The 21,479-nt window shown below is 69.4% G+C and carries 23 protein-coding genes and 2 pseudogenes; 16 read left to right on the top strand and 9 right to left on the bottom strand.

Annotated features, from left to right (window positions below; genetic code table 11):
* Window positions 1-765 (bottom strand): annotated as a pseudogene (locus tag ACFP3U_RS15890) (hypothetical protein); the annotation flags it as partial.
* A 309-nt stretch (window positions 766-1,074) separates the two neighbouring features.
* Between ACFP3U_RS15890 and ACFP3U_RS15885 the strand changes: the two are divergent.
* Both ACFP3U_RS15885 and ACFP3U_RS15880 read left to right on the top strand, forming a co-directional pair.
* Window positions 1,075-1,836: a 3-hydroxybutyrate dehydrogenase gene (locus ACFP3U_RS15885; RefSeq protein ID WP_380226156.1), complete on the top strand. Its 762-nt coding sequence runs from the start codon at window positions 1,075-1,077 to the stop codon at window positions 1,834-1,836.
* A 206-nt stretch (window positions 1,837-2,042) separates the two neighbouring features.
* Window positions 2,043-2,510: a hypothetical protein gene (locus tag ACFP3U_RS15880; protein ID WP_380226155.1), complete on the top strand. Its 468-nt coding sequence runs from the start codon at window positions 2,043-2,045 to the stop codon at window positions 2,508-2,510.
* Window positions 2,511-2,525: 15 nt separating this feature from the next.
* Here the strand turns inward: ACFP3U_RS15880 and ACFP3U_RS15875 are convergent, their stop codons facing one another.
* The 3 genes from ACFP3U_RS15875 to ACFP3U_RS15865 all read right to left on the bottom strand — a co-directional run bounded on the left by ACFP3U_RS15875 (window position 2,526) and on the right by ACFP3U_RS15865 (window position 4,453).
* A complete protein-coding gene (locus tag ACFP3U_RS15875; RefSeq protein ID WP_380226154.1) occupies window positions 2,526-2,759 on the bottom strand; it encodes a GntR family transcriptional regulator in 234 nt (77 codons plus the stop codon).
* A 675-nt stretch (window positions 2,760-3,434) separates the two neighbouring features.
* On the bottom strand, window positions 3,435-3,629 hold the full coding sequence (locus tag ACFP3U_RS15870) for a DUF397 domain-containing protein (protein ID WP_380226153.1): 195 nt from the start codon (window positions 3,627-3,629) through the stop codon (window positions 3,435-3,437).
* Window positions 3,626-4,453 (bottom strand): helix-turn-helix domain-containing protein, encoded by an 828-nt coding sequence (locus ACFP3U_RS15865; RefSeq protein WP_380226152.1) that lies wholly within the window; start codon window positions 4,451-4,453, stop codon window positions 3,626-3,628. Before ACFP3U_RS15865 ends, ACFP3U_RS15870 begins: the two co-directional genes overlap by 4 nt.
* A gap of 183 nt (window positions 4,454-4,636) precedes the next feature.
* Between ACFP3U_RS15865 and ACFP3U_RS15860 the strand changes: the two genes are divergently transcribed.
* The 6 genes from ACFP3U_RS15860 (at window position 4,637) to ACFP3U_RS15835 (ending at window position 7,705) form a co-directional block, all read left to right on the top strand.
* Window positions 4,637-4,939 carry a recombinase family protein gene (locus ACFP3U_RS15860; RefSeq protein WP_380226151.1) on the top strand — a complete coding sequence of 101 codons (303 nt, stop codon included), beginning with the start codon at window positions 4,637-4,639 and terminating at the stop codon, window positions 4,937-4,939.
* Window positions 4,936-5,127 carry a hypothetical protein gene (locus ACFP3U_RS15855; protein ID WP_380226150.1) on the top strand — a complete coding sequence of 64 codons (192 nt, stop codon included), beginning with the start codon at window positions 4,936-4,938 and terminating at the stop codon, window positions 5,125-5,127. Before ACFP3U_RS15860 ends, ACFP3U_RS15855 begins: the two co-directional genes overlap by 4 nt.
* A complete protein-coding gene (locus ACFP3U_RS15850) occupies window positions 5,127-5,357 on the top strand; it encodes a hypothetical protein (protein WP_380226149.1) in 231 nt (76 codons plus the stop codon). Before ACFP3U_RS15855 ends, ACFP3U_RS15850 begins: the two co-directional genes overlap by 1 nt.
* A gap of 211 nt (window positions 5,358-5,568) precedes the next feature.
* Window positions 5,569-6,720: a cyclophane-forming radical SAM peptide maturase AmcB gene (amcB, locus tag ACFP3U_RS15845; RefSeq protein WP_380226148.1), complete on the top strand. Its 1,152-nt coding sequence runs from the start codon at window positions 5,569-5,571 to the stop codon at window positions 6,718-6,720.
* Window positions 6,717-6,869: a hypothetical protein gene (locus ACFP3U_RS15840; protein WP_380226147.1), complete on the top strand. Its 153-nt coding sequence runs from the start codon at window positions 6,717-6,719 to the stop codon at window positions 6,867-6,869. Before amcB ends, ACFP3U_RS15840 begins: the two co-directional genes overlap by 4 nt.
* A gap of 104 nt (window positions 6,870-6,973) precedes the next feature.
* A complete protein-coding gene (locus ACFP3U_RS15835) occupies window positions 6,974-7,705 on the top strand; it encodes a hypothetical protein (protein WP_380226146.1) in 732 nt (243 codons plus the stop codon).
* Between the two features lie 74 nt (window positions 7,706-7,779).
* Here the strand turns inward: ACFP3U_RS15835 and ACFP3U_RS15830 are convergent, their stop codons facing one another.
* Window positions 7,780-8,703, bottom strand: coding sequence for a DeoR/GlpR family DNA-binding transcription regulator (locus ACFP3U_RS15830; protein ID WP_380226145.1), 924 nt, complete (start codon window positions 8,701-8,703; stop codon window positions 7,780-7,782).
* 365 nt (window positions 8,704-9,068) lie between these two features.
* Here ACFP3U_RS15830 and ACFP3U_RS15825 point away from each other — a divergent pair, with 365 nt between their 5' ends.
* The 6 genes from ACFP3U_RS15825 (at window position 9,069) to ACFP3U_RS15800 (ending at window position 16,010) form a co-directional block, all read left to right on the top strand.
* On the top strand, window positions 9,069-10,451 hold the full coding sequence (locus ACFP3U_RS15825) for an MFS transporter (protein WP_380226144.1): 1,383 nt from the start codon (window positions 9,069-9,071) through the stop codon (window positions 10,449-10,451).
* Between the two features lie 129 nt (window positions 10,452-10,580).
* Window positions 10,581-12,572, top strand: coding sequence for a helix-turn-helix domain-containing protein (locus ACFP3U_RS15820; RefSeq protein WP_380226143.1), 1,992 nt, complete (start codon window positions 10,581-10,583; stop codon window positions 12,570-12,572).
* Window positions 12,573-12,738: 166 nt separating this feature from the next.
* The gene (gene lipB, locus ACFP3U_RS15815; RefSeq protein WP_380226160.1) at window positions 12,739-13,509 is read left to right on the top strand and encodes a lipoyl(octanoyl) transferase LipB; all 771 of its coding nucleotides are present in this window, start codon (window positions 12,739-12,741) and stop codon (window positions 13,507-13,509) included.
* A gap of 225 nt (window positions 13,510-13,734) precedes the next feature.
* Complete coding sequence (locus tag ACFP3U_RS15810) at window positions 13,735-14,718, top strand: lipoyl synthase (RefSeq protein ID WP_380226142.1); 984 nt, start codon at window positions 13,735-13,737, stop codon at window positions 14,716-14,718.
* Between the two features lie 220 nt (window positions 14,719-14,938).
* Window positions 14,939-15,136 (top strand): hypothetical protein, encoded by a 198-nt coding sequence (locus ACFP3U_RS15805; protein WP_380226141.1) that lies wholly within the window; start codon window positions 14,939-14,941, stop codon window positions 15,134-15,136.
* Between the two features lie 184 nt (window positions 15,137-15,320).
* Window positions 15,321-16,010, top strand: a complete 690-nt coding sequence (locus tag ACFP3U_RS15800; protein WP_380226140.1) for a DUF4191 domain-containing protein — start codon at window positions 15,321-15,323, stop codon at window positions 16,008-16,010.
* 128 nt (window positions 16,011-16,138) lie between these two features.
* Here ACFP3U_RS15800 and ACFP3U_RS15795 read toward each other — a convergent pair whose 3' ends face one another.
* Window positions 16,139-16,606 (bottom strand): RDD family protein, encoded by a 468-nt coding sequence (locus tag ACFP3U_RS15795; RefSeq protein ID WP_380226139.1) that lies wholly within the window; start codon window positions 16,604-16,606, stop codon window positions 16,139-16,141.
* Window positions 16,607-16,941: 335 nt separating this feature from the next.
* Between ACFP3U_RS15795 and glnA the strand changes: the two genes are divergently transcribed.
* Complete coding sequence (gene glnA / locus ACFP3U_RS15790) at window positions 16,942-18,354, top strand: type I glutamate--ammonia ligase (RefSeq protein WP_380226138.1); 1,413 nt, start codon at window positions 16,942-16,944, stop codon at window positions 18,352-18,354.
* Between the two features lie 342 nt (window positions 18,355-18,696).
* Here glnA and ACFP3U_RS15785 read toward each other — a convergent pair.
* The 3 genes and pseudogenes from ACFP3U_RS15785 to ACFP3U_RS15775 all read right to left on the bottom strand — a co-directional run.
* Window positions 18,697-19,087: pseudogene (locus ACFP3U_RS15785) on the bottom strand (hypothetical protein); the annotation flags it as partial.
* A 226-nt stretch (window positions 19,088-19,313) separates the two neighbouring features.
* Window positions 19,314-19,685 (bottom strand): nuclear transport factor 2 family protein, encoded by a 372-nt coding sequence (locus ACFP3U_RS15780; protein ID WP_380226137.1) that lies wholly within the window; start codon window positions 19,683-19,685, stop codon window positions 19,314-19,316.
* A 111-nt stretch (window positions 19,686-19,796) separates the two neighbouring features.
* Window positions 19,797-20,219: a Dabb family protein gene (locus tag ACFP3U_RS15775; protein WP_380226136.1), complete on the bottom strand. Its 423-nt coding sequence runs from the start codon at window positions 20,217-20,219 to the stop codon at window positions 19,797-19,799.
* A 344-nt stretch (window positions 20,220-20,563) separates the two neighbouring features.
* Between ACFP3U_RS15775 and ACFP3U_RS15770 the strand changes: the two genes are divergently transcribed.
* Window positions 20,564-21,313 (top strand): TetR/AcrR family transcriptional regulator, encoded by a 750-nt coding sequence (locus ACFP3U_RS15770; protein ID WP_380226135.1) that lies wholly within the window; start codon window positions 20,564-20,566, stop codon window positions 21,311-21,313.
* Window positions 21,314-21,479 lie beyond the last annotated feature (166 nt).

Below are 21,479 nucleotides of genomic sequence, written 5' to 3'. Positions count from 1 at the left end.
GGCCGGGGCGCCCGGCAGCGGGCCGCGCGCCGTGGGGCCGGCGGTGGCGGGCGCCCGGGCGGGCGGCGCGCCCGTCCCGGGGTCGGGCCGCGCCAGGGTGGAGCCGTCCCGGGCGACCCGCTCGTCGGTCCGGCCGATCAGCCAGTCCCGGCTCGGCACCACCAGGCCGGCCGGGGTGAAGGCGATCCGGCGCAGCTCGGACTGCGGCCCGTTGTCCTTGCGCCACATGCTCGCGACGATGTCCACCGCCTCCTGCGGCGTCTCGGCGAACTCCAGGCCCGCGTAGACCGGGGCGCAGGCGTCCAGGCCGAGGTCCTGCGCGGTGAGGCGGCGGCCGAGCCGGCGGGTGAACACCTCGGCGATCAGCGCCGGGGTGGCGCCGCGGGGCTGCTGGCCGCGGAGCCAGCGGGTCACGGAGGTCTTGTCGTAGCGCAGGTCGAGGCCGTGCTCCAGGCCGAGCTGGTCGACCCGGCGGGCGAGGCCGGCGTGCGAGAAGCCGGCCTCCTCGATCAGCGCGGCCAGCTGGAGGTTCTGGGTGCCGGCCGTCTGGTGCCGCTCGGTGGCCGGCCGCTCGGGCGTGTGCCGGTCGGGCGCGTGCCGCTCCGGGACGTGCCGCTCGGGTGTGGCCTGCTCGGGCAGCCGCAGTTCGTCGGCGGTCGGGGCGTCGGGGGCGTCCGGAAGGGCCCGGGCGACCGGACCCCGGTGCTGGTCGAGCGGGTCGAGCGGTCCGTACGCCGGGCTGTCGGTTGCAGGCCTTTGGGGCATAGTCAGTCAACACCTCTCGGACGCCGCACCGGCTCCACCAGCGGTTCGGCTGCCTGTGGCGACGCCCCCTGTCGGGAATCGGCGTGAATGTAGCGAGCATTCGGGCGCTATGGGTGGTTCTGACCGAGCAATCCTCCGAACGGGTGAAGCATCCACGCCCATTGTGGGGAAGACCCCTCAGGATGGGTTTCGCTTGCAAGGCCTCTGCCGGCCGTCAACCGTCATAGCGGAGAACACCACAGTTCACCGGGGTGCTGTAGGGAGCCACCCCATAGGAGCCCGGCCGCCCCGTTCCTACCGTTCTCGGCCATGGACACCACTTCAGCGCGCCCGCTCGACGGCCGCACCGCCCTGATCACCGGGGCCGCCTCGGGCATCGGCCGGGCCTGCGCCGAGGCCTTCGCCGCGGCCGGCGCCCGGGTCTACGTCGTCGACCTCGCCGCCGACCCGGCCCGCCGGCTCGCCGAGCGGATCGGCGGCGTCGCGCACATCACCGACCTCGCCGACCCGGAGGCGGTGGAGGCCCTGCCGACCGACGCCGACATCGTGGTCAACAACGCCGGCCTCCAACACGTCGCCCCGATCCACGAGTTCCCGCTCGAACGCTTCATCCAGATCCAGCGGGTGATGGTCGAGGCCCCGTTCCGCATCCTGCGCCGCACCCTCCCCCACATGTACGCGCGGCGCTGGGGCCGGGTCGTCAACATCTCCTCCGTCCACGGCCTGCGCGCGAGCCCCTTCAAGTCGGCCTACGTGACCGCCAAGCACGCCCTGGAGGGCCTCAGCAAGACCGTCGCCCTGGAGGGCGCCCCGCACGGGGTCACCAGCAACTGCATCAACCCCGGCTACGTCCGCACCCCCCTGGTGGAGCACCAGATCACCGCCCAGGCCCACGCCCACGGCATCCCCGAGGAGGAGGTCGTCGAGCGCGTCCTCCTCGACCGCACCGCCGTCAAACGCCTCATCGACCCCACCGAGGTCGCCCAACTCGCCCTCTACCTCTGCCTCCCCCACGCCTCCTACATCACCGGCACCTCCCTCCCCCTCGACGGCGCCTGGACGGCGCACTGAGCCCCGAGGAGGGTTGGACCCTTGCCCGCTCCGCCGATTCCGGCGGAGCGGGCAAGGTCAAGAATGCTCAACACCGGAGCCCCCTCGGCAATTGCCGAGGGGGCTCCACCCGGAGTGGGAAGTCGGCGGATCCGACTTCCCACTCCACAGCCCGAACCCGCCCTTGCCGAGCCCCAGGATCCCGATCACAGACCTCGGGGTGTCCAGTGGCGGGAATCGACAGGCTCGTCGGAGAGCGCATCTCAAAGGGGCGGCGGCGAAAGGGCTTGCTCCAGCGCGACTTGCGAGACGCCATCAGCCGATCCGAGTCATGGGCCGCTTTCATCTCCCGCGCCGAGGCGCACGCCGGCGCGGGCAACGTCGAAGCGGCGTGCACGGACGGCCATGTCGCACTGGAGCTCGTCACCGAGATCCAGCACCTGCCTCGTCCCCCCATCCCCACCAGCCATCCCGACGGCCATCCGCGGAAGCGGGACTACGTCGCCGACGGGCTTGGCAACGCCCCGGCCGTCTTGATCGACGACGACTTCACCGGACTCGACCACCTGCGGGCCGCCGAGCGCACCGACACTGGGTACCCGACGCCGCTGATCCAACCCGACCCGCACGTCGGCCTCCAGGGCCCGCACATCACAGCGGCCATGGAGTGGGCCAGTGCCCTCGCCCGCCGGTGACCCGGCGGGCGAGGGTCATGAGCCGGGCCCCGTGACGAAGGAACCCATCCCTGGTGTCGTCGTGATCAGGCCATCGGAACGAAGGGCGTCCATCGCCTTGCGGACGGTCTTCCTGTTGACGCCCAACTCGCGCTCCAGCTGCACCTCGGAGATCAGGTGCTGATGCGGATACTCGCCGCTCGCGATGCGTGCACGCAGCAGGTCCGCGATCTGCTGCCACTTCGGCTGGGTCGGGTCGAACTCGATCACGGCATGACCGTACACAGGGGATGACCTCCAGCCATAGGCCCGGACAGGAGGGGACAGGTATGGACAGGTAGGGATAGGGGTGGATACAGTCGGCAACGCAAGAGGCCTCGGATCGCGGGAACGATCCGAGGCCGACGCCACCAGCTGCATCGGAGCTGACGACATGCGCGAGCCTATCCGCCCCTCCCCCTCAACACTTCCGATTCCACCTCAGCCGAAGGCCGATCAGCCCACGAGAAACGAAGACTGGGACTTCTGCTCTCGCTGTCGCCGACAGCGTCCGGATGTCACCGTCGCCGCCCACATCGAGGCGGTCAGCGGTCCCGGCTGGTTCGTCCTTGCCTGCCCCGACTGTCTGTCGGTGGTTCGAAAGAGGCTCGGCCTCCGCTCCCGGTAGTTGCCGCTCCGGTGCCCTCGCTGAACAGCGAGGGCACCGGGCCAGTCGCAAAAGCCCGCCCCCGCACCGATCTCCGGTGCGGGGGCGGGCTTTTGCGGGATAGGCGTCGGGGCTGGGATATGTGAGCCGGTCACATAGCGCCGAAATCCGGGAGTTCCTACCTTGTGGCGATACCGTCCACCATCCCACGGAAGTCGTGACCCTGAGTGGCTCCGATACGTCGAAGAGTAGACCAAGAGGCCCCTGCTTGATCGAGCAGGGGCCTCTATTGCTGGCCGTCAGACCTCGCCGAACTCGCCGGCCTTCACAGCGGCCACGAAGGCACCAAAGGCAGTGGGAGAGAAGGCCAGGGCAGGACCGTGGGGGTCCTTCGAGTCACGAACGGGAACGGCATCAGGGACGTTGGCGGCCACCTCTACGCAAGCGCCGCCATTGTTGCTGTAGCTGGACTTGAACCATGCGGGTTCGGTCACTGGACTTCCTCTCGTACCTTCCTGATCAGCGCCACGGATGCGGCCTGCGGTAGCGCTTCCACTTGGAGATGATGGTAGGCGTTGAGCAGTGGCCTCACCGCTTCGGGATCACGCTCATATGAACCTTGCTGGGCAGACTCCGAGTAGGCGGCCACCGTGTGATCCGGCAGCCCCAGCAGGTAGATCGGCAGATCGAGACCACGGCCTGCACCCATAGAGTACGGCGCAACCTGGAGCGTCACGTGAGGGAGCGCTGCGACGGAGACCAGGTGCTCCAGCTGGGCAGCCATAGTGCCAGGGGTTCCGATGGGGCGACGAATGCAGCTCTCGTCCAGCACCGCGAACAGTCGCGGGGGCGGCTGGCGGGTGAGCAACCGTTGACGGCCAGCCAGGATCTTCAACCTCTCGTCCGCCTGCCCCTGGCCGATCGCGCCCCGACTCAGCGCGGCGGCGGCCAGCTCCTCCGCATACTCCTTGGTCTGGAGTAGACCAGGGATGATGCCGACCTCGAAGCACCGGATCTCGTCCGCCTTCGCTTCCTGGGCGACGTACTGACCGAAGCCTTGCAGCAGGGAAGATGCCCGCACATCCAAGAACAAATTTGCGAACTTCGTCCCCGTGTCGAACGCATGATCAACTTTGCGCGCAAAAGGCAAAGTTGGCGACTTCCTACCGGTTTCCACGGATGAGACATGCCCGGGCGAGTAGCCCGTGCGCTTGGCCAACTGATCCTGCGTCATCCTCAACTCTTCGCGCTGAGTCCGCAGTTGGGCGCCAAACGAGGCCTGCGGCGAGCTGTCCGGCGCGAGCGGCTTGATGTTCAAGGGGCTCCCTTTCTTTCCAATCCGCAAGGTTGAAAGCATTTTGAGCGTAGAGGACAGTAAGCCATCCCGGGTAGTCATCGCACTACGGATCGGAGCCGTGCTGTGTCGCAACCCATCCCCCCGCCCCCGCCGGCAATCACTCCCACCCCCACCACCGTCCTTGAGCGCACCGAGCAGGTTCAGGTGGTGATCTACCTGGCCAAGACCAGCACCGCTTTCCCCGAGATCGAGATGCGCCGCTGCGAGGAGTACGCGGGAGCACACGGCTGGGCCATCTCGCTGACCGTGTTGGACGACGAGTTGGGCAGGTCGCCGGACCGTCGCAGCCGTTTTCTGGCCGCGGTGGATCGCATCAAGTCCGGTGAAGCGTCTGCGGTTCTCGTTCCCAGCAAGGCCACGATCTCCCCGCTCGACGGCGAGTTCAACGAGGCCTCCCACATGGTCGAGAAGGCCGGTGGCTTCATCCAGGTGGCCCCGAGACGGTGAGCAAGTACACCATCCTCCCCATCGCCGACCCCGCCGGAACGGGTAGTCCCTGCTGGGTCATGAAGAACAACGAGAAGGACGAACTCGTGAAGGCGCCCCCACCGGACGCGGCACCACTGAGGTTCTACTCGTTCAACTCCACCCTGGACTGGGCTCGCAAGAGCAACACCGGTCAGGAGGCTGCCTGATGACCCTCAGCGCGACCGAGCAAGCCCGATACGAGGTCCGAGAAATTGGGCCGAAGAGTCCGCACTTCCGCTCCCTGGTCTGCTGGGGCGTCTGGGACCTGGTCAAGAAGGACTACGTGCGTTGGTCGCATGGCCTTCGAGAAGTCCGGCGCTTCTACATTCAGAAGGCCGCCGAGATGCACAGGGACCACTTGCACAACAGCAATGCCGATCCCACCCAGGTCGCCTAGTGACCCGCCGCAATGCCCCCCGTCCACCTCCGTACGGCGCGGGTGGACGGGGGTCGGTACCAACCTCATGAAGGACAAAAGCAGCGCCCCGTAGGAAGGCTGCCAATGTGGTCGGTTCCGGTTATGCACCCTCCGTCGACAAGGGCGGGATGACGTCGGAGCTCGCAAGGCTTTTCCCAGAATCACCACTTCTACACCTTGGGGGTTTCTGATGCCCAACTTGGCGACTAGCCGGTTTGACAGGCGTATCGCCCGGAAGCCGCGGACGGTCGTTGTGCAGCCGACGGGCTATTGCAATCTCGCGTGCACTTACTGCTACCTACCGAACAAGGATGCCAAGACGCCCATGAGCGTGGAGGTGGCCACCGCAATCGCCACCTCAATCGGCGCGATGGATCACTCGGACGGTGTGCCGGTGGCGGTGATCTGGCACGCCGGTGAGCCGATGTCCCTCGGGGTGCCGCGTTTCACCGAGCTCCTGGCCCCGTTCCGCGAGCTGGTCAACGCCGGCATCGTTGAGCACGGGATGCAAACCAACGCGACCCTGGTCTCGGACAGGTGGATCGACATGATCCTTGAGCACCGGATCGACATGGGCATCAGCATCGACGGCCCGGCCCACCTCAACGCTCAGCGTGTCGACCGCAAGGGCCGGCCGGCATTCAACCGGATCGTCCGCGGAATCGAACGGCTCCGCCAGCGCGAGGTGCCGTTCGACGTGATCTCCGTGATCACCGAGGAGAGCATCGACCAGACCCGAGACATCCTGGACTTCTTCGTGTCCCTCGGGGCCTATGGCATCGGACTCAACATCGAGGAAGCCGAAGGTCTCAACCAGGACCGGCCGCAGCTCAACGCCGAGCGTGTGCAACAGTTCTGGACCGAAGTCATCAACTGGACTCGCGAGCAGGGCCCGAACGCCATCCGCGTCCGGGAGGTCGACAGGCTGGGCAAGTATCTGCGAGCGTCCCACGAGGAACGCGCCCGCCGTCGCGACGAATACCGCGTGGACCCGATCCCGACGGTCACCGTGACCGGCGACGTCGTCCTCCTTTCCCCCGAGCTTGCCGGCCACAAGGCCCCCGAATACGGGGACTTCGTAGCCGGCAACGTCCTGCGGCAGGACATCTCGTCGATCATTGGCGAGGCCCAGGGGCTGCGCTACGTGCAGGAGTTTCAGGTGGCGCTCGACACGTGCGAGCGGACCTGCGAGTTCTACACCTTCTGCCTCGGCGCGCAGGCCGGCAACCGTTTCTTCGAGCACGGGACCTTCGTGTCCGCAGAAACGGCTTACTGCCGCAACACCCAAAAGGCGCCGATTCTGGCGCTTCTGGATATCGCTTCGAAGGAGCGTGCAGCATGAAGGACATCATCGAAACGCTGGCTGTCGACGCCAGCGTGACGGTCGAGCTGGTCGCGGTGGGCGAGGCCGCCGAGGAGGCTGAGACCCCGGGTACCCACGAGCGGTTCTCCGGCTTCGGCTGGAACGACTGGTCGAAGAAGAAGCGGTAGTACCCGCGTCTGACGCGACAAGCCAGGTAGCCCACGGCGGCCTGCCGTCTGGATCTCCGAATCCGGGCGGCAGGCCGCCGTACCATTTTCGAGAGGACAAGGTCATGGAGCTGTTCCCGATTGAGGCCGGCGTCAGCGAGATCCTCCGGCGGTGCCGCGTCGGCGGCACGCGGCAGGTGGGTACGAACGACACGGGCTACGAGAGTCGCGCCGTGATTCCGCGGGGAGACTGGAGGCCGTTGACCACATCCCAGGCGAAGCAACTGCGGGGTGCGACAGACGCCCGCCGGATGGTCGAGATCGTCCGGCTCCCCAGTGAGGTATTCGCCGCCATCATCGGAGCCGGCCAGGGACGTGCAGACATTCCAGTACTGCCGTCCACCGATGCCACCTACCGTGGCGCGATGACCTGCACCGGGGATACCTTGACGACAACGGTGAACCCGGAGAATGACGGCCTGCGCATCGGGCTGCACTTGGACAACTGGGACCAGCAGACCTGCGCCAACCGCCTGGACTCGCGGCGCAGGCTCATGGTCAATCTGGGGCCTGCGCCGCGATACCTGCTCATCGGCGAGTTCGATGCGACGTGGATCTGCCGAGAGCTGTACCCCGGTGACCACGCCGACCGATACCCGCACACCGACGATGTCGCGGAATTCGTCGCACGATGGTCCATGGAGTGCCTGCGGATCCGTATCGACCCCGGTGAGGGCTACGTCGCCCCCACCGAAGTGCTGGTTCACGACGGGTCAACCACCGGCATCACAGGGCGGTCAACGGCGGCGTTCTGGCTCGGTCACCTTCCGCAAGGCGTCCTTCCCTCGGCGCTGTGATCTCGCGCAACCGTCGCGCCCGGCCGCCGGGCGCGACGGTTGCAGTGGGCCCTTGGCGGGCTGGCCATCGAGACCTACCTGCGGCGTGCCGGCAGGTGGGCGGAACGGCGCTGCGCGGGGAGGGGGACCAGGCGGGGTTGAGTCACGGGCGCCACCTGGTCGTGAATGTGGGATCCGGCCGCCGGGCCGAGGGGGGCCAGGTCGATCTGCACCCCGCAGTCGGCAAGCGCCTGCAGTTCGAAGGCGGTCCGCTCGTCGGCGGTGGCGTGCTGGTCAGTGACCAGCCGGGTAATGGCTTCGGTCGGCACCGTCGGGAACATGGACTGCGCGCCGAGCTTGGTGTGATCGGCCAGGACGATCACCTCGGCGGCCGACTGCACCATCACCCGGTCCACGCTCGCGCAGAGCATGGTGGCGGTCGAAAGCCCGCGTTCGGCGGTGAGACCGCCGCCGGAGAGGAACGCCTTGCCGGTGCGCATCTCCCGCAACATGTCCTCGGCATCGCTGCCCACCAGTGCGCCCCCGGAGGACAGGGTGCCGCCGGTCATCACCACCTCAACGCGATTGGCGTGCGCCAGGGCCAGGGCGATCGGCAGCGAGTTGGTGACCACGGTGACCTCGGGGATCCGGGCGAGGCGCCGGGCGAACTCCAGGGTGGTGGTCCCCGCGCCGACCATGATGGTGTCGCCCGCCTGAACCAGGCCGGCTGCGAGATCTGCGATGGCGTTCTTCTCGACGGGAGCAAGGAGGGTCTTCTGCGAGTAGGAGTAGCCGGGTTCGCGGCTGGAGCCGCCGGGGAGCACCGCGCCGCCGTGCCGGCGGTCGAGGAGCCCTTCTGCCTCCAGGGCCCGTACGTCGCGGCGCACGGTCACTTCGGAGGTCTGGACGACGCGGGCCAACTCCCGGAGCGAGACCGCTCCGTTGGCGCGCACCATTTCAAGGATCAACTGGCGACGTTCTGCTGCAAACACAGAACCGACAGTAACCCGCGTGACCATCTGCTTTCAGGAGTTTGCTCCTAGTAGTGCGAATTGCTCACCTTGACTCGGAGTGTGACCGTACAATGCGCGCCGCCAGAAAGCGCTGAAGCGCCCCTCTCCTTGCGTTCGGGATCAGGCGGTCAGGTCCAGTGGGGGTGAGGAGGGGTGATCAGAGGTGCCTCCAGGTCAGCACCAAGTCAGCACGGGTACTCACGAGCTCACGAGGCAACCGCGTCAACCACCTGGCTCGGCGCCTCACCTCAGAGGCATATGGATTCCCAGCCCACATCGAGCACCGATGGTGTGTGTGTTGCCAACATGGGCTCCCGACAAGGGAGTTCCTACCTTGTGGCAACACCGTCCCCCATCTGGAAGTGGTGACCATGAGCGGCGCCGACACGCCACAAAGCGCAAGAGGCTCGCTGCCACGAGTTGTGGCCGCGAGCCTCATAGGAACGACCATAGAATGGTACGACTACTTCTTGTACGGAACATCAGCGGCGCTGGTGTTCGGGAAGTTGTTCTTCCCGCACAGCGACCCGCTGACGGGGACGCTGCTGTCGTTCCTCACGTACGCCATCGGGTTCGCGGCGCGGCCGATCGGGGCGTTGGTGTTCGGGCACTTCGGGGATCGGGTGGGGCGGAAGAAGCTGCTGGTGGTGAGCCTGCTGCTGATGGGCGGGTCGACCACGCTGATCGGGTGTCTGCCGACGTACGACTCGATCGGGGTCGCGGCGCCGGTGCTGCTCACGGCGCTGCGGCTGGTGCAGGGATTCGCGCTGGGCGGGGAGTGGGGCGGCGCGGTGCTGCTGGTGTCGGAGCACGGGGACGCGCGGCGGCGCGGGTTCTGGGCGTCCTGGCCGCAGGGCGGCGCGCCGGCCGGGAACCTGCTGGCGGCCGGTGTGCTGTCGCTGCTGACGGGCCTCCAGTCGGAGGCCACGTTTCTGGCGTGGGGCTGGCGGGTGCCGTTCCTGCTGTCGGCGGTGCTGGTCGGGGTGGGGTTGTGGATCCGGCTGGCGGTGGACGAGTCGCCGTTGTTCAAGGCGGCGTTGGCCAAGGCGGAGCAGCGTGGGAAGGTCGAGCAGCCACCGCTGGTCGGCGTCCTGCGGCACCACTGGCGGGAGGTGCTGGTGGCGATGGGCGCCCGGATGGCGGAGAACATCTCGTACTACGTGATGACCACGTTCGTGCTGGCGTACGCCGTCTCGCACGTGCACTTCCCCAAGCAGACCGCCCTGAACGCGGTGCTGATCGCCTCCGCGATCCAGTTCGCGCTGATCCCGCTGTTCGGGGCGCTCTCCGACCGGGTCGGGCGCAAGCCGGTGTACCTGGTGGGCGCGGTGGGCGTCGGGGTGTGGGCGTTCGTCTTCTTCGGGCTGGTGGACACCAGGTCGTTCGGGTCGCTGGTGCTCGCGGTGACCGTCGGGCTGGTCTTCCACAGCGCGATGTACGCGCCCCAGGCGGCCTTCTTCTCCGAGCTGTTCGCCACCCGGATGCGCTACTCGGGCGCGTCGATCGGTGCGCAGTTCGCCTCGGTGGCCGCCGGCGCACCCGCGCCGCTGATCGCCACCGCGCTGCTGAAGGACTACGGCAGCTCGACGCCGATCTCGGTGTACGTGGCGATCGCGGCCGTGATCACGGTGCTGGCGGTGCTGTGCGGGCGGGAGACCCGGGGGAACGATCTCGCGGAGGTGGAAGGGGAAGAAGAAGGGGAAGAGGGGCAGGGAGTGGGGAGCGCGATCGTCGGGAAAGCGGCTACAGCCTGACGAACCGTCCGGCGGCCGGCGTCCATTACCGCATGGACGCCGGCCCCGTACGGCCACCCGGGCTGAGCAGCTAACATCGCGCTTCCCTCCCCGGGACACGAACACCCACTGCCGATTGGCGGCCGTACCATGAACGACCTCCACCCCGGCTCGGCGCCCGCGCTGCGGCGACTGCTGGACCTGCTCGCCTCCGGCGCCGCCACCGAGGACTTCGCCGACGTCCTGGCCGACGCGCGCCGGCGGGGCGCGCCGGCCGAGGTGCTGAGCGAGATCGACGACGCCACCTGGCAGGCCCTGCGCGTCCACCGGACGCTGCGCCAGCACCGGCGCCGCGAGGCCGAGCTGACCGCCCTCTTCGACACCGCCGGCGACCTCGCCGCCTCCCGCGACCTGGACGCCGTGCTGCAGGCGATCGTCCGCCGGGCCCGGATGCTGCTCGGCACCGACACCGCCTATCTGACCCTCCCGGACGAGGCGGCCGGCGACACCTACATGCGGGTCACCGACGGCTCGGTCTCCGTGCTCTTCCAGACCCTGCGGCTCAGCCTCGGCGACGGCCTCGGCGGCCTGGTGGCGCAGACCGCCCGCCCGTACGCCACCCCCGACTACCGCACCGACGACCGGTTCCACCACACCGGCGTCATCGACGCGGGCGTGCTCGACGAGGGCCTGGTGGCGATCATCGGCGTCCCGCTGCTGCTCGGCGGCCGGGTGATCGGCGTGCTGTTCGCCGCCGACCGCTCACCGCGCGCCTTCTCCCCCGACGAGGTCGCACTGCTCTGCACCCTGGCCGCGCACGCCGCGATCGCCCTGGACACCGCCAAGTCGCTCGCCGACACCCGGGCCGCGCTCGCCGAGCTGAACAGCGCCAACGAGCTGATCCGCGCCCACTCCGCCGCCGTCCAGCGCGCCGAGCGGGGCCACGACCGGCTCACCGACCTGGTGCTGCGCGGAGCCGAGGTGCCGGACGTCGCCGCGGCCGTCGCCGCCCTGCTCGGCGGTGGGATAGCCGTACTGGACGCCGAGGGCGAACCGCTGGCCGGCCGAGCTGCCGCGCCGGGCGCCGGGCCGGCCGAGGCGGCGGCCGCCTCCCGGGCCGAGGGGCGCGCGGTGCCGCACGAGGAGGCCTGGGTGTGCGCGGTGCTGGCCGGGCAGGAGCAGCTCGGCACGCTGGTGCTCCGCGGCCGGCCGGACCTCGACGACGCCGACCGGCGGCTGTTCGAGCGGGCCGGGGTGGTGACCGCGCTGCTCCTGCTGCTGCGGCGGTCCGTCGCCGAGACGGAGAACCGGGTCCGCGGCGAGCTGCTGGCCGACCTGCTCACCGCTCCCGACCGGGACCCGGCCGGGCTGACCGCGCGGGGGCGCCGGCTCGGCGTCGACCTCGGGCGTCCGCACCTGGTGCTGGTCGCGGAGCCGGGCGGTGGCGGTGGGGGTGGCGGTGGCGGTGGGGGCGACGACGGCGCCGCGCGCTCCCGGTTGGCGGGCGCGGCCGGGCGGTACCTGTTCGGCTCGCGCGGCATCAGCGCGGAGCACGGCGAGGCGGTGGTGCTGCTGGTCCCGGACAGCGGCGGTCGGGACGGGGCCGGGGCCGTCGGAGCCGGGAACGAGGTCGGCGGGGCGGCGGGGGACGTCGCCCAGCGGGCGGCCGAACGGGCCGCCGAGCGGCTCGCCCGGCTGGCCGGGTTCCCGGTCACGGTGGGCGCCGGCCGCCCCGCCGCCGGGCCGGTCGCGCTGGCCGGCGCGTACGCCGAGGGGCTGCGCTGCGTCCGGGCGCTGCGGGTGCTCGGCCGGGACGGGGAGGGCGCCTCGGCGCGGGCGCTCGGCTTCCTCGGGGTGCTGCTGGGCGACGGCCACGACGTCGCGGGGTTCGTCCGCGCGACGCTGGGCCCGCTGCTGGCGTACGACGCCCGGCGCGGCACCGAGCTGGTCCGCACCCTGCGCGCGTACTTCGACTGCGGCGGCAGCCTGACCCGGGCCAAGGACGAGTTGCACGTCCATGTGAACACCGTCGTCCAGCGGCTGGACCGGGTCGAGGTGCTGCTCGGCCCGGACTGGAACGGCCCGGAGCGCTCGCTGGAGCTCCAGCTGGCCCTGCGGCTGCAGCTGCTGTCGGGGACGTGAGCGGAGGCGTGGCCCGGGGCGTGAGCGGAGGCGTGAACGCGCGTGCCGTCCGGCCGTGAACGGGCGCCTGGACGGTCCGTACGGGTCGGGGCGTACAGTGGCGAGGTTGGTCTCGAACGCCTGGCAAGGAGCAGCAACGGTGAGCGAGAACGTTCGTTTCGTCCGGATGGGCATGGGCGAAGGCGCCGTCCCGTACCAGGAGGCCTGGGAGGAGCAGCAGCGACTGCACGCGCTCCGGGTCGCCGACGAGATCCCGGACACGGTGCTGCTGCTGGAGCACCAGCCCGTGTACACGATGGGCAAGCGCACCAACCCCGCGGACCTGCCGCTGGACGGCACCCCGGTGGTCGAGGTCAACCGGGGCGGCGAGATCACCTGGCACGGCCCGGGCCAGCTGGTCGGCTACCCGATCGTCAAGCTGCCGGACCCGATCGACGTGATCGCGTACGTGCGGCGGCTGGAGGAGGCGCTGATCCGCGCCTGCGGCGCGGTCGGCGTGGGGACCACCCGGGTCGAGGGCCGCAGCGGCGTCTGGGTGCTGGGCGGGGACATCCCGGACGCGGTGGTGGACCCCTCGCAGGTGGTGGACATCGGCAGGCTCACCCTGCGGATGGGCCTGCCGCTGGGCATCGACCCACGGCTGGCCGGACCCGAGTACGCGCCGTCCAACGCGGGGCAGCGCGGCGACGACCGCAAGCTGGCCGCGATCGGCGTCCGGGTCGCGCGCGGGGTGACCATGCACGGCTTCGCGCTGAACTGCGATCCGGACATGACCTGGTTCGACCGGATCGTGCCGTGCGGGATCCGGGACGCCGGGGTGGCCTCGCTGGCCGGCGAGCTCGGGCGGGCCTTCCCCGTCGCCGAGGCGCTGCCGCTGGTCGAGAAGCACCTGGCCGAGGTGCTCGCCGAGCTGCCGGAGCCGGTGGCCGGCCGCTGAGCCGGGCCGTCGGGCCGCTGAGCCCGGGTGCCGGGCCGCTGAGCCGGACTGTCTGGCCCGGCCGTCGGGCCTGGTCGGGGCGGGTCGGCGCAGATCGTCGACGCGCCCGGGAATCTACCCGCCGGTAGCCCTGTTGCCCTGCGATTGCGGGGTCCGAGCCCCGGCGAAGGCCGTACAAGCACAGGCGTACCCTGGGGGTACCCCGTCTAGTTCTAGGAGTCGCACGTGTCCGCTGTCGCGCCCGACGGCAGGAAGCTGCTCCGCCTGGAGGTCCGCAACAGCGAGACCCCCATCGAGCGGAAGCCCGAGTGGATCAAGACCCGCGCGAAGATGGGCCCGGAGTACAACGCCCTCCAGTCGCTGGTGAAGAAGGAGGGGCTGCACACGGTCTGCCAGGAGGCCGGCTGCCCCAACATCTTCGAGTGCTGGGAGGACCGCGAGGCGACCTTCCTCATCGGCGGTGACCAGTGCACCCGCCGCTGCGACTTCTGTCAGATCGACACCGGCAAGCCCGCCGACTTCGACCGGGACGAGCCGCGCCGCGTCGCCGAGTCCATCGTCACCATGGACCTCAACTACGCCACCATCACCGGCGTCGCCCGCGACGACCTGCCGGACGGCGGTGCCTGGCTGTACGCCGAGACCGTGCGCCAGGTGCACGCGATGACCGCCGGCCGCGAGGCCGGGCGCACCGGCGTCGAGCTGCTGATCCCCGACTTCAACGCGGTGCCGGAGCAGCTGGCCGAGGTCTTCTCCTCGCGCCCCGAGGTGCTGGCGCACAACGTCGAGACCGTGCCGCGGATCTTCAAGCGGATCCGCCCGGCGTTCCGCTACGAGCGCTCGCTGGACGTCATCACCCAGGCCCGCGCGGCCGGGCTGGTCACCAAGTCCAACCTGATCCTGGGCATGGGCGAGACCCGCGAGGAGGTCAGCCAGGCGCTGGCCGACCTGGTCGGGGCCGGCTGCGAGCTGATCACCATCACCCAGTACCTGCGGCCGTCGCTGCGCCACCACCCGGTGGAGCGGTGGGTCAAGCCGCACGAGTTCGTCGAGCTGCAGCAGGAGGCCGAGGAGCTCGGCTTCGCCGGGGTCATGTCCGGTCCGCTGGTCCGCTCGTCCTACCGCGCCGGCCGGCTGTACCGGCAGGCGCTGGAGCACCGCGAGCAGCAGGCGCAGGCGGCCGTCCCGGCCCCGGCCCCGGCGGTCTGACGGACGGCGGTCCGACGGGCTTCAGCGGCGGTTTTGCACGGCGGTTTTGCGCCATCGGAGGGGCGGGGCTTCGGCTCCGCCCCTTTCGCTTCATCGGACTTTGACTGCCTGGTCACCACCTGGTAACACGGAGTGGGGACGATGACGTCGTCATGAGTGTTCGATTCTTCTCAGCCATACCTCCGAGCGCGTCCGCTCGGCCCGAGGGGAGCTGTTCGGCATGCGGGTCGATGTACGGGTCGATTTCCGGTCGGTGAGCACCGCGCTGCGGCTGGCCGAGAGCGTCCTGCTGGCCGGCGGCCAGCGCCGGGCCCGGCGGAACGCCTGGGCGGCCGTCTGCGAGAACCGCCAACACGCGGCGGCACGGGAGCTGGACGCCCGGCCGGCGACCGCCCCGGCGGGCGGCGTGCGTCACTGATCCCGCACTGATCCGCACTGATCCCGCGCGGCGCCGGTGGGGGCGGGCGGGGTCCGGGTGGGCCCGTCTGGGGCCGGGCGGGACAGGACACACCGGCGGAAACGGGGGCACCCGGGTTACGGTTCGGGGCGAACGGGTACCCGGGCTTGGATATCCCGTACCCGTGCCACGTACCATGAGCGTTATGGCGAGGGAAACATCCGAGAACCCCGGGCGACTGAAGCAGATCCGCCTGGCGTACACCATGACCAAGAAGGTCGACACCAAGATCGGCCTGATCATCGCCGGCGTCGGCCTGCTGACCTTCGGCGTGTTCCTCGCCATCGGCTTCGCGATCGAGCACCCTGTCTACCTGGGCATCCTGGGCTTCATCGTGGCGTTCCTCGCCATGGCGATCGTCTTCGGGCGCCGGGCCGAGCGCGCCGCGTTCGGACAGATGGAGGGGCAGCCGGGCGCCGTCGCGGCGGTGCTGAACAACATCAAGCGCGGTTGGAGCGCCAGTTCCACCCCGGTGGCCGTCACCCGTAGCCAGGACGCGGTCTATCGCGCCGTGGGCCGGGCCGGCATCGCGCTGATCGGCGAAGGCAACCCGAACCGGGTCCGCCAGCTGCTCGCGTCCGAGAAGAAGAAGATGGCCCGGGTCGTCGGCGACGTGCCGGTGCACGACATCGTGGTGGGCAACGGCGAGGGCGAGGTTCCGCTCAAGAAGCTGCAGATCCACCTGATGCGTCTGCCGCGCGCCATCACGCCCGCCCAGGTCACCGAGACCAACGACCGACTGCGCGCCCTGGGAGACCTGCTCTCCAAGGCGCCCATCCCCAAGGGCCCGATGCCCAAGGGCGCCCGGATGCCCAAGGGCGGCCAGGCTCGCTGATTTCCCCCCGTCAACAGAGAACGGCCCCGCCGCGGAAGCTCCGCGGCGGGGCCGTTCGACGTTCTGCGCCCGACCGGGCGCTCAGCTCCACGTTCCGGCGCTTCAGATCCGGAGCTCAGATCCGGACCTCAGATCCGGACCTCGACGGTGCCGACCGCCTTGTCGTGCAGTCCGCGGGTGTCCCGGTCCCAGACCAGCGCCGGCACCAGCAGGCAGAGCAGCAGCGTCCGCAGCAGCACCTGCGGGATGGTCGCCCGGCTGCCGTCGAGGCGGATGATCCGCAGGCCGAACAGCCGCTTGCCGACGGTCGTCCCGGTGGTCGCGAGCAGCAGCACCGTGACGGTGAAGAACAGCGGGGTGGTCCACATGTTGGCCGAGCCCGGGGACCCCTTGCCGATCAGCCCGAAGGCGATCAGGCTGACCAGCCAGCCGTCGACGAGCAGTGCGCCCACCCGGCGACCCGGTCCGGCGATCGAGCCGGGGCCCTCCTTGGGGAGTCCGAGGCGCTCACCGCGGTAGCCGAAGTCGGCGCCCATCTTCTCGGCGGCCGCCTTCGGGCCGTCGATCCACGATCCCAACGCTTCTCTGGTGTCCACCGATCCACACTAACCGGGCGAACACCCGGGACGGCCACCGACTCCCCCGCCCGACTCCCCCGCCCGGGCCGCGCCGCCCCGGCCGGTCGGCCGCGGGCCCCTCCACCGCTTGCCACCGGAGAGTGAATCGGCCGCCGCCGGCTTTCCACCACCCCTCTTCAGTGGTCCAGACCACTTCACCGCCCCCAGCTGGCCGAGGGCGGCGTTTTGTCCAGGCCCGTACGAGTTTGCCGCCCGTGCGGCGGCTGCGGTTAACATTCAGGAAACGACCGGGTTACCGGTCAGAAACGGCCCATTCCTAGGGTGAGCCCCATTCGCAACACCGAGGAGGATGGATGTTCAACAACGCCGCCGAAGTGAAGCAGTTCATTCAGGACAACGACGTGAAGTTCGTCGATGTCCGCTTCTGTGACCTGCCGGGCGTCATGCAGCACTTCTCCGTACCCGCGGCGACGTTCGACCCGTCCGAGACCCTGATGTTCGACGGCTCGTCGATCCGCGGCTTCCAGGCGATCCACGAGTCCGACATGGCCCTGGTCCCCGACCTCGCCACCGCCCGGCTCGACCCGTTCCGCCGGGAGAAGCACCTCAACATCAACTTCTTCATCCAGGACCCGGTGACCGGCGAGGCCTACAGCCGCGACCCGCGCAACGTCGCCAAGAAGGCCGAGGCCTACCTGGCCTCCTCCGGCGTCGCGGACACCGCGTACTTCGGCCCCGAGGCCGAGTTCTACGTCTTCGACTCGGTCCGGTTCGACACCAGCGCCAACGCCTCGTACTACCACATCGACTCCGAGGCCGGCGCCTGGAACACCGGCTCCACCGAGGGCGACGTCCGCGGCTACAAGGTGAAGTACAAGGGCGGCTACTTCCCCGTCCCGCCGGTCGACCACTTCGCCGACCTGCGCGCCGAGATGTCCCTGGAGCTCGCCAAGGCCGGGCTGGAGGTCGAGCGCCAGCACCACGAGGTCGGCACGGCCGGCCAGGCGGAGATCAACTACAAGTTCAACACCCTGCTGCACGCCGCCGACGACCTGATGCTGTTCAAGTACATCATCAAGAACGTCGCCTGGCGGGCCGGCAAGACGGCCACCTTCATGCCGAAGCCGATCTTCGGCGACAACGGCTCGGGCATGCACGTCCACCAGTCGCTGTGGACCGGGGGCTCGCCGCTCTTCTACGACGAGCAGGGCTACGCCGGACTCTCCGACACCGCCCGCTACTACATCGGCGGCCTGCTCAAGCACGCGCCGTCGCTGCTCGCCTTCACCAACCCGTCGGTGAACTCCTACCACCGCCTGGTCCCCGGCTTCGAGGCCCCGGTCAACCTGGTCTACTCGCAGCGCAACCGCTCCGCCGCGATCCGGATCCCGATCACCGGCTCCAACGCCAAGGCCAAGCGCATCGAGTTCCGCGCCCCCGACCCCTCCTCCAACCCGTACCTGGCCTTCTCCGCCATGCTGATGGCCGGCCTGGACGGCATCAAGAACAAGATCGAACCGCTGGAGCCGGTCGACAAGGACCTCTACGAACTGGCGCCCGAGGAGCACGCCAACGTCCCCCAGGTCCCCTCCTCCCTCCCCGCCGTCCTGGAGGCCCTCGAAGCCGACCACGAGTACCTCCTCGCGGGCAACGTCTTCACCCCGGATCTCATCGAGACCTGGATCGACTTCAAGCGCGCCAACGAGATCGCCCCCATCGCCCTCCGCCCCCACCCGCACGAGTTCGAGCTCTACTACGACCTGTAGGGGTGCCTCTGACTTGCGGAAACGCAGGTCGATCTCTCATCGTTTCCGCAGGTCAGGCAGGGTCCTGACCTGCGGAAACGCGTAGAAAGGGGTCGGCCCCAGTACCTCTGGGGCTCGCGATGTGAAATGAGTGCGAAATGAGCAGGGGCAGATCGAACTCACGATGATGCCTTCTTGCCCTTGCCAGCACTGGGCAGTACGCCATCTCGCTACTCTCAGTAGCCATCACTCGGGGCTCCCGACTCAACGGGTTCGATCTCTTACCGGCACTGCGCCTCCTCAGGCGAGGTGTCACCCGTGCTCGCCAAGCAGCGGAGCCTGCCGTCATCGGGCCGCGCCGGTTCAGCAGGCGGCTGATCGGGATTCCGGCCAGCGCGGCGCGGGGCCGCGACTGGCTGAAGGAACGCCGAGGGTGATGAGCTGAGGTGCAGCGGGGGTTCCGCAGCAGCCGCCGTCCTGCTCCTGAGGGGTGTCGCGCTGGTCGTAGAGGCCGGCGCCGCCGCAGACGCCCGTCTCGGGGAGGGTGAGTTCGACGCGCGCCGCGGCTTCGTGGGTCGCCGGCGAGGGCGGCGGCGACCGAGCGGACCTGCTCGTAGCCGGTCAGGGCGAGGAAGGACAGGTCCGGACGCAGGCCGGTCAGGACGACGACCTCGTCCAACTCCTCGGCGCGGGCGCCGTCCTCGGAGACGAGCGTCAACTTGCCCTCGGAGGCCCGCTCGGCGGCGGCGATGCGGGCGACTCCAAGACTCAGAACGTCGGCTGCTCCTGGGGACTGACCGCCCCGACACCGCGGAAGCCGTGTCTCACTCCGATGGAGCGTTGTCCCGACCCAACCAACGCCGAGCCCCCGACTGCGACGTCGGACTCGCACTGGTCACCAACCAGTAGCGAACAGGCAGACGAGGATCCGAACGCGGCAGACGATAATCACCGGAGGTGAAACGACAAGCTCAGTCAGCTCATCCGTTGCCGTTGATCGCGACAGGGCTGAGATAGAAACGTGTCCAGTCGATGCGTCCGTCGCGGGTCGTCATGATGACTGGTCCACGCATGACCGCCCGGGTGCCGTCCGGCGCTGTGCCGACCATCTCCCATTCCGACCACAGCTCGGCATCGGCCGTGGCGCGGCGCAGGACCTCGGCCCGGATGTCGGGCAGCTGACCGAAGATGGCGGTCCAGTTCATGAGCACCCGGTCATTCCCGGTGAAGCCGTCCTGCGGCCGATGCGGGGTCTCGGACCGATAGGCAGTGGTGAAGCAGTCGGCGACCCGGTGCGGGTCGTGCGAGTTGATCGCGTCCTTGAGCCGGTCGATCGGGTCGTTCGTGGTCACTGCGCCCTCCTGGTTCCATGGATTGCCGCGCGCTGGGCGCGGTCTGAATGTGCGCTCTACGCCGGGCGCCTCACCAGGTCTGTGGCGTGGCGCCCGGCAGGATCTCGCCGCTCAGGAGGACGGGATCGTTGCGTCTTCGCCACCGGGCCTGGTGAAAGAGGCGGCCTGGGCCACGAGTGCGGCGATCTCGGGGTGCTCGGCGAAGTGGCGAGCCTGTACCTGCTCGATCTTTGCTTTGATCTCGGGGTCGGCGGAGTCGGTGATGTCGAAGGCCTCGAACCGCGCGAGGTAGCCGATGCCTTCCAGTTCGAGGCGGACGTGCGCGGGGTGGTTCAGGTACTGGTGGTAGCCGTCGAGGTCTTCGATCACGAACACGGCTCCGTAGTCGAAGCCCCCGGTGGGGTGCGGGCCGACCACGTACGACTTCACGGCGGGACAGGTCTCGCCGACCTGGCGCAGCAGGTCGAGGCAGGCCTTGAGCTGCTCCTCGCTCAGGTCGGGCTTGGGTGTCAAGCGGTTGATGTGGAAGATCATGGTCTTCTCCTCAAAAACTGGGTAAGGCATCGTCTTGTCTTTGGATTGCTGAGCCCCGGGGCCCGTACCGGGCCCCGGCGGTGTCGGAGCGTGCCCCCGTGTGACCTGCATGATCAGGCCATCCGGGCAGGCAGCTCGCCGCCGTGCGCCGCCTCGCGGTGGCGCACGGACTGCCGGAAACCGGATTCGCGCCGGGCGGCGCTTGCTGGCTCTTCATCGCCAGGACACGACGCTAGTCAGGCGATCGGTCTTTAAGCAGGAGGAGATTTACCTGACACTGTCAGGTATTCAGATCGTCGTAAGCCGCTTCGATCCCCGTCGGGTCGGCACCCTAGGATCGCCGCATGTCCGCAGACGCGTCCGCGACGGTCCTGCCATCCCTGCGCCAGCGACGCCGGGCCGTCGCCACCCAGGAGATCGTGGCCGCCGCCGAGAGCCACCTCGCCGAGCACGGGTTGCACGCCCTGTCCCTGAGAGCGGTCGCCCGTGGCCTCGGTATGACCGTGCAGGGGCTCTACCACTATTTTCCGAATCGGGACGCCCTCGTCACGGTTCTCGTCGCCAAGGCGTACGAGGACCTGGCTGACGCCGTGACAGCGGCTGTCGACACGATGACGGACGAACCCGCCGCTCTGCGGTTCCTGGCCGCCGCCGAGGGTTACCGCCGATGGGCCGTTACCCATCCCGAGCTGTTCCAGCTGCTGTACGGGGCGCCGTTGCGGCACTACGAAGCACCGGCCGAGGGTCCGACCGTTCTGGCGATGCGCCGGGTGGGCGAGGTCTTCCAGCGCGAGTTGTTCGGCGGGTTCACCACGTCACAACTGGCCGCGGCCGACACCCGGGTCCTCTCGTCAGCCCTCCGGGCGGACTTGGAACGCTTGATTCCGCACGGCCCGGACACCCTGCCGCCTCCTGCGGCCGCTCTCCTCGTCAGCGCATGGGGGCACATGCACGGCATGGTCGTCCTCGAAGTCTTCGGACACACCACCTTCATCGGCGAACACCAGGCCGAGATCTTCCGCATGGCGATGCGGGACCTGGTCGAGGACGTTCATCGCCGGATCACCGCACAGCCCCACGCCGAGCCTCAGTGAGAAGCACGGACGACCCACCACGATTGCCGGACCGCTCCGAGCTCCAACAGGCGGCCGCGCCGGAGCTACGGAACTGGCCACCCATCTGACAGTCGATGCCCGAGGGGGCGTGCGGATCGCGGGTCGAGGCTGACAGGCACCGGATCCGCCGGCTCGGTCTGAGCGG

The organism is Kitasatospora misakiensis (assembly GCF_042656005.1).
Classification (GTDB): domain Bacteria; phylum Actinomycetota; class Actinomycetes; order Streptomycetales; family Streptomycetaceae; genus Kitasatospora; species Kitasatospora misakiensis.
The sequence above is the reverse complement of the archived record's forward strand: the minus strand, read 5'-3'. Positions and strand labels throughout refer to the sequence as shown.

What these genes read in the sequence shown, in the direction of transcription:
- ACFP3U_RS15885 (WP_380226156.1), top strand. Translation starts at nt 1,075, where the DNA reads ATGGACACCACTTCAGCGCGCCCGCTCGACGGCCGCACCGCCCTGATC.
- ACFP3U_RS15850 (WP_380226149.1), top strand. Translation starts at nt 5,127, where the DNA reads ATGACCCTCAGCGCGACCGAGCAAGCCCGATACGAGGTCCGAGAAATT.
- amcB (WP_380226148.1), top strand. Translation starts at nt 5,569, where the DNA reads ATGCCCAACTTGGCGACTAGCCGGTTTGACAGGCGTATCGCCCGGAAG.
- ACFP3U_RS15840 (WP_380226147.1), top strand. Translation starts at nt 6,717, where the DNA reads ATGAAGGACATCATCGAAACGCTGGCTGTCGACGCCAGCGTGACGGTC.
- ACFP3U_RS15835 (WP_380226146.1), top strand. Translation starts at nt 6,974, where the DNA reads ATGGAGCTGTTCCCGATTGAGGCCGGCGTCAGCGAGATCCTCCGGCGG.
- ACFP3U_RS15830 (WP_380226145.1), bottom strand. Translation starts at nt 8,703, where the DNA reads ATGGTCACGCGGGTTACTGTCGGTTCTGTGTTTGCAGCAGAACGTCGC.
- ACFP3U_RS15825 (WP_380226144.1), top strand. Translation starts at nt 9,069, where the DNA reads ATGAGCGGCGCCGACACGCCACAAAGCGCAAGAGGCTCGCTGCCACGA.
- ACFP3U_RS15820 (WP_380226143.1), top strand. Translation starts at nt 10,581, where the DNA reads ATGAACGACCTCCACCCCGGCTCGGCGCCCGCGCTGCGGCGACTGCTG.
- lipB (WP_380226160.1), top strand. Translation starts at nt 12,739, where the DNA reads ATGGGCATGGGCGAAGGCGCCGTCCCGTACCAGGAGGCCTGGGAGGAG.
- ACFP3U_RS15805 (WP_380226141.1), top strand. Translation starts at nt 14,939, where the DNA reads ATGCGGGTCGATGTACGGGTCGATTTCCGGTCGGTGAGCACCGCGCTG.
- ACFP3U_RS15800 (WP_380226140.1), top strand. Translation starts at nt 15,321, where the DNA reads ATGGCGAGGGAAACATCCGAGAACCCCGGGCGACTGAAGCAGATCCGC.
- glnA (WP_380226138.1), top strand. Translation starts at nt 16,942, where the DNA reads ATGTTCAACAACGCCGCCGAAGTGAAGCAGTTCATTCAGGACAACGAC.
- ACFP3U_RS15775 (WP_380226136.1), bottom strand. Translation starts at nt 20,219, where the DNA reads ATGATCTTCCACATCAACCGCTTGACACCCAAGCCCGACCTGAGCGAG.
- ACFP3U_RS15770 (WP_380226135.1), top strand. Translation starts at nt 20,564, where the DNA reads ATGTCCGCAGACGCGTCCGCGACGGTCCTGCCATCCCTGCGCCAGCGA.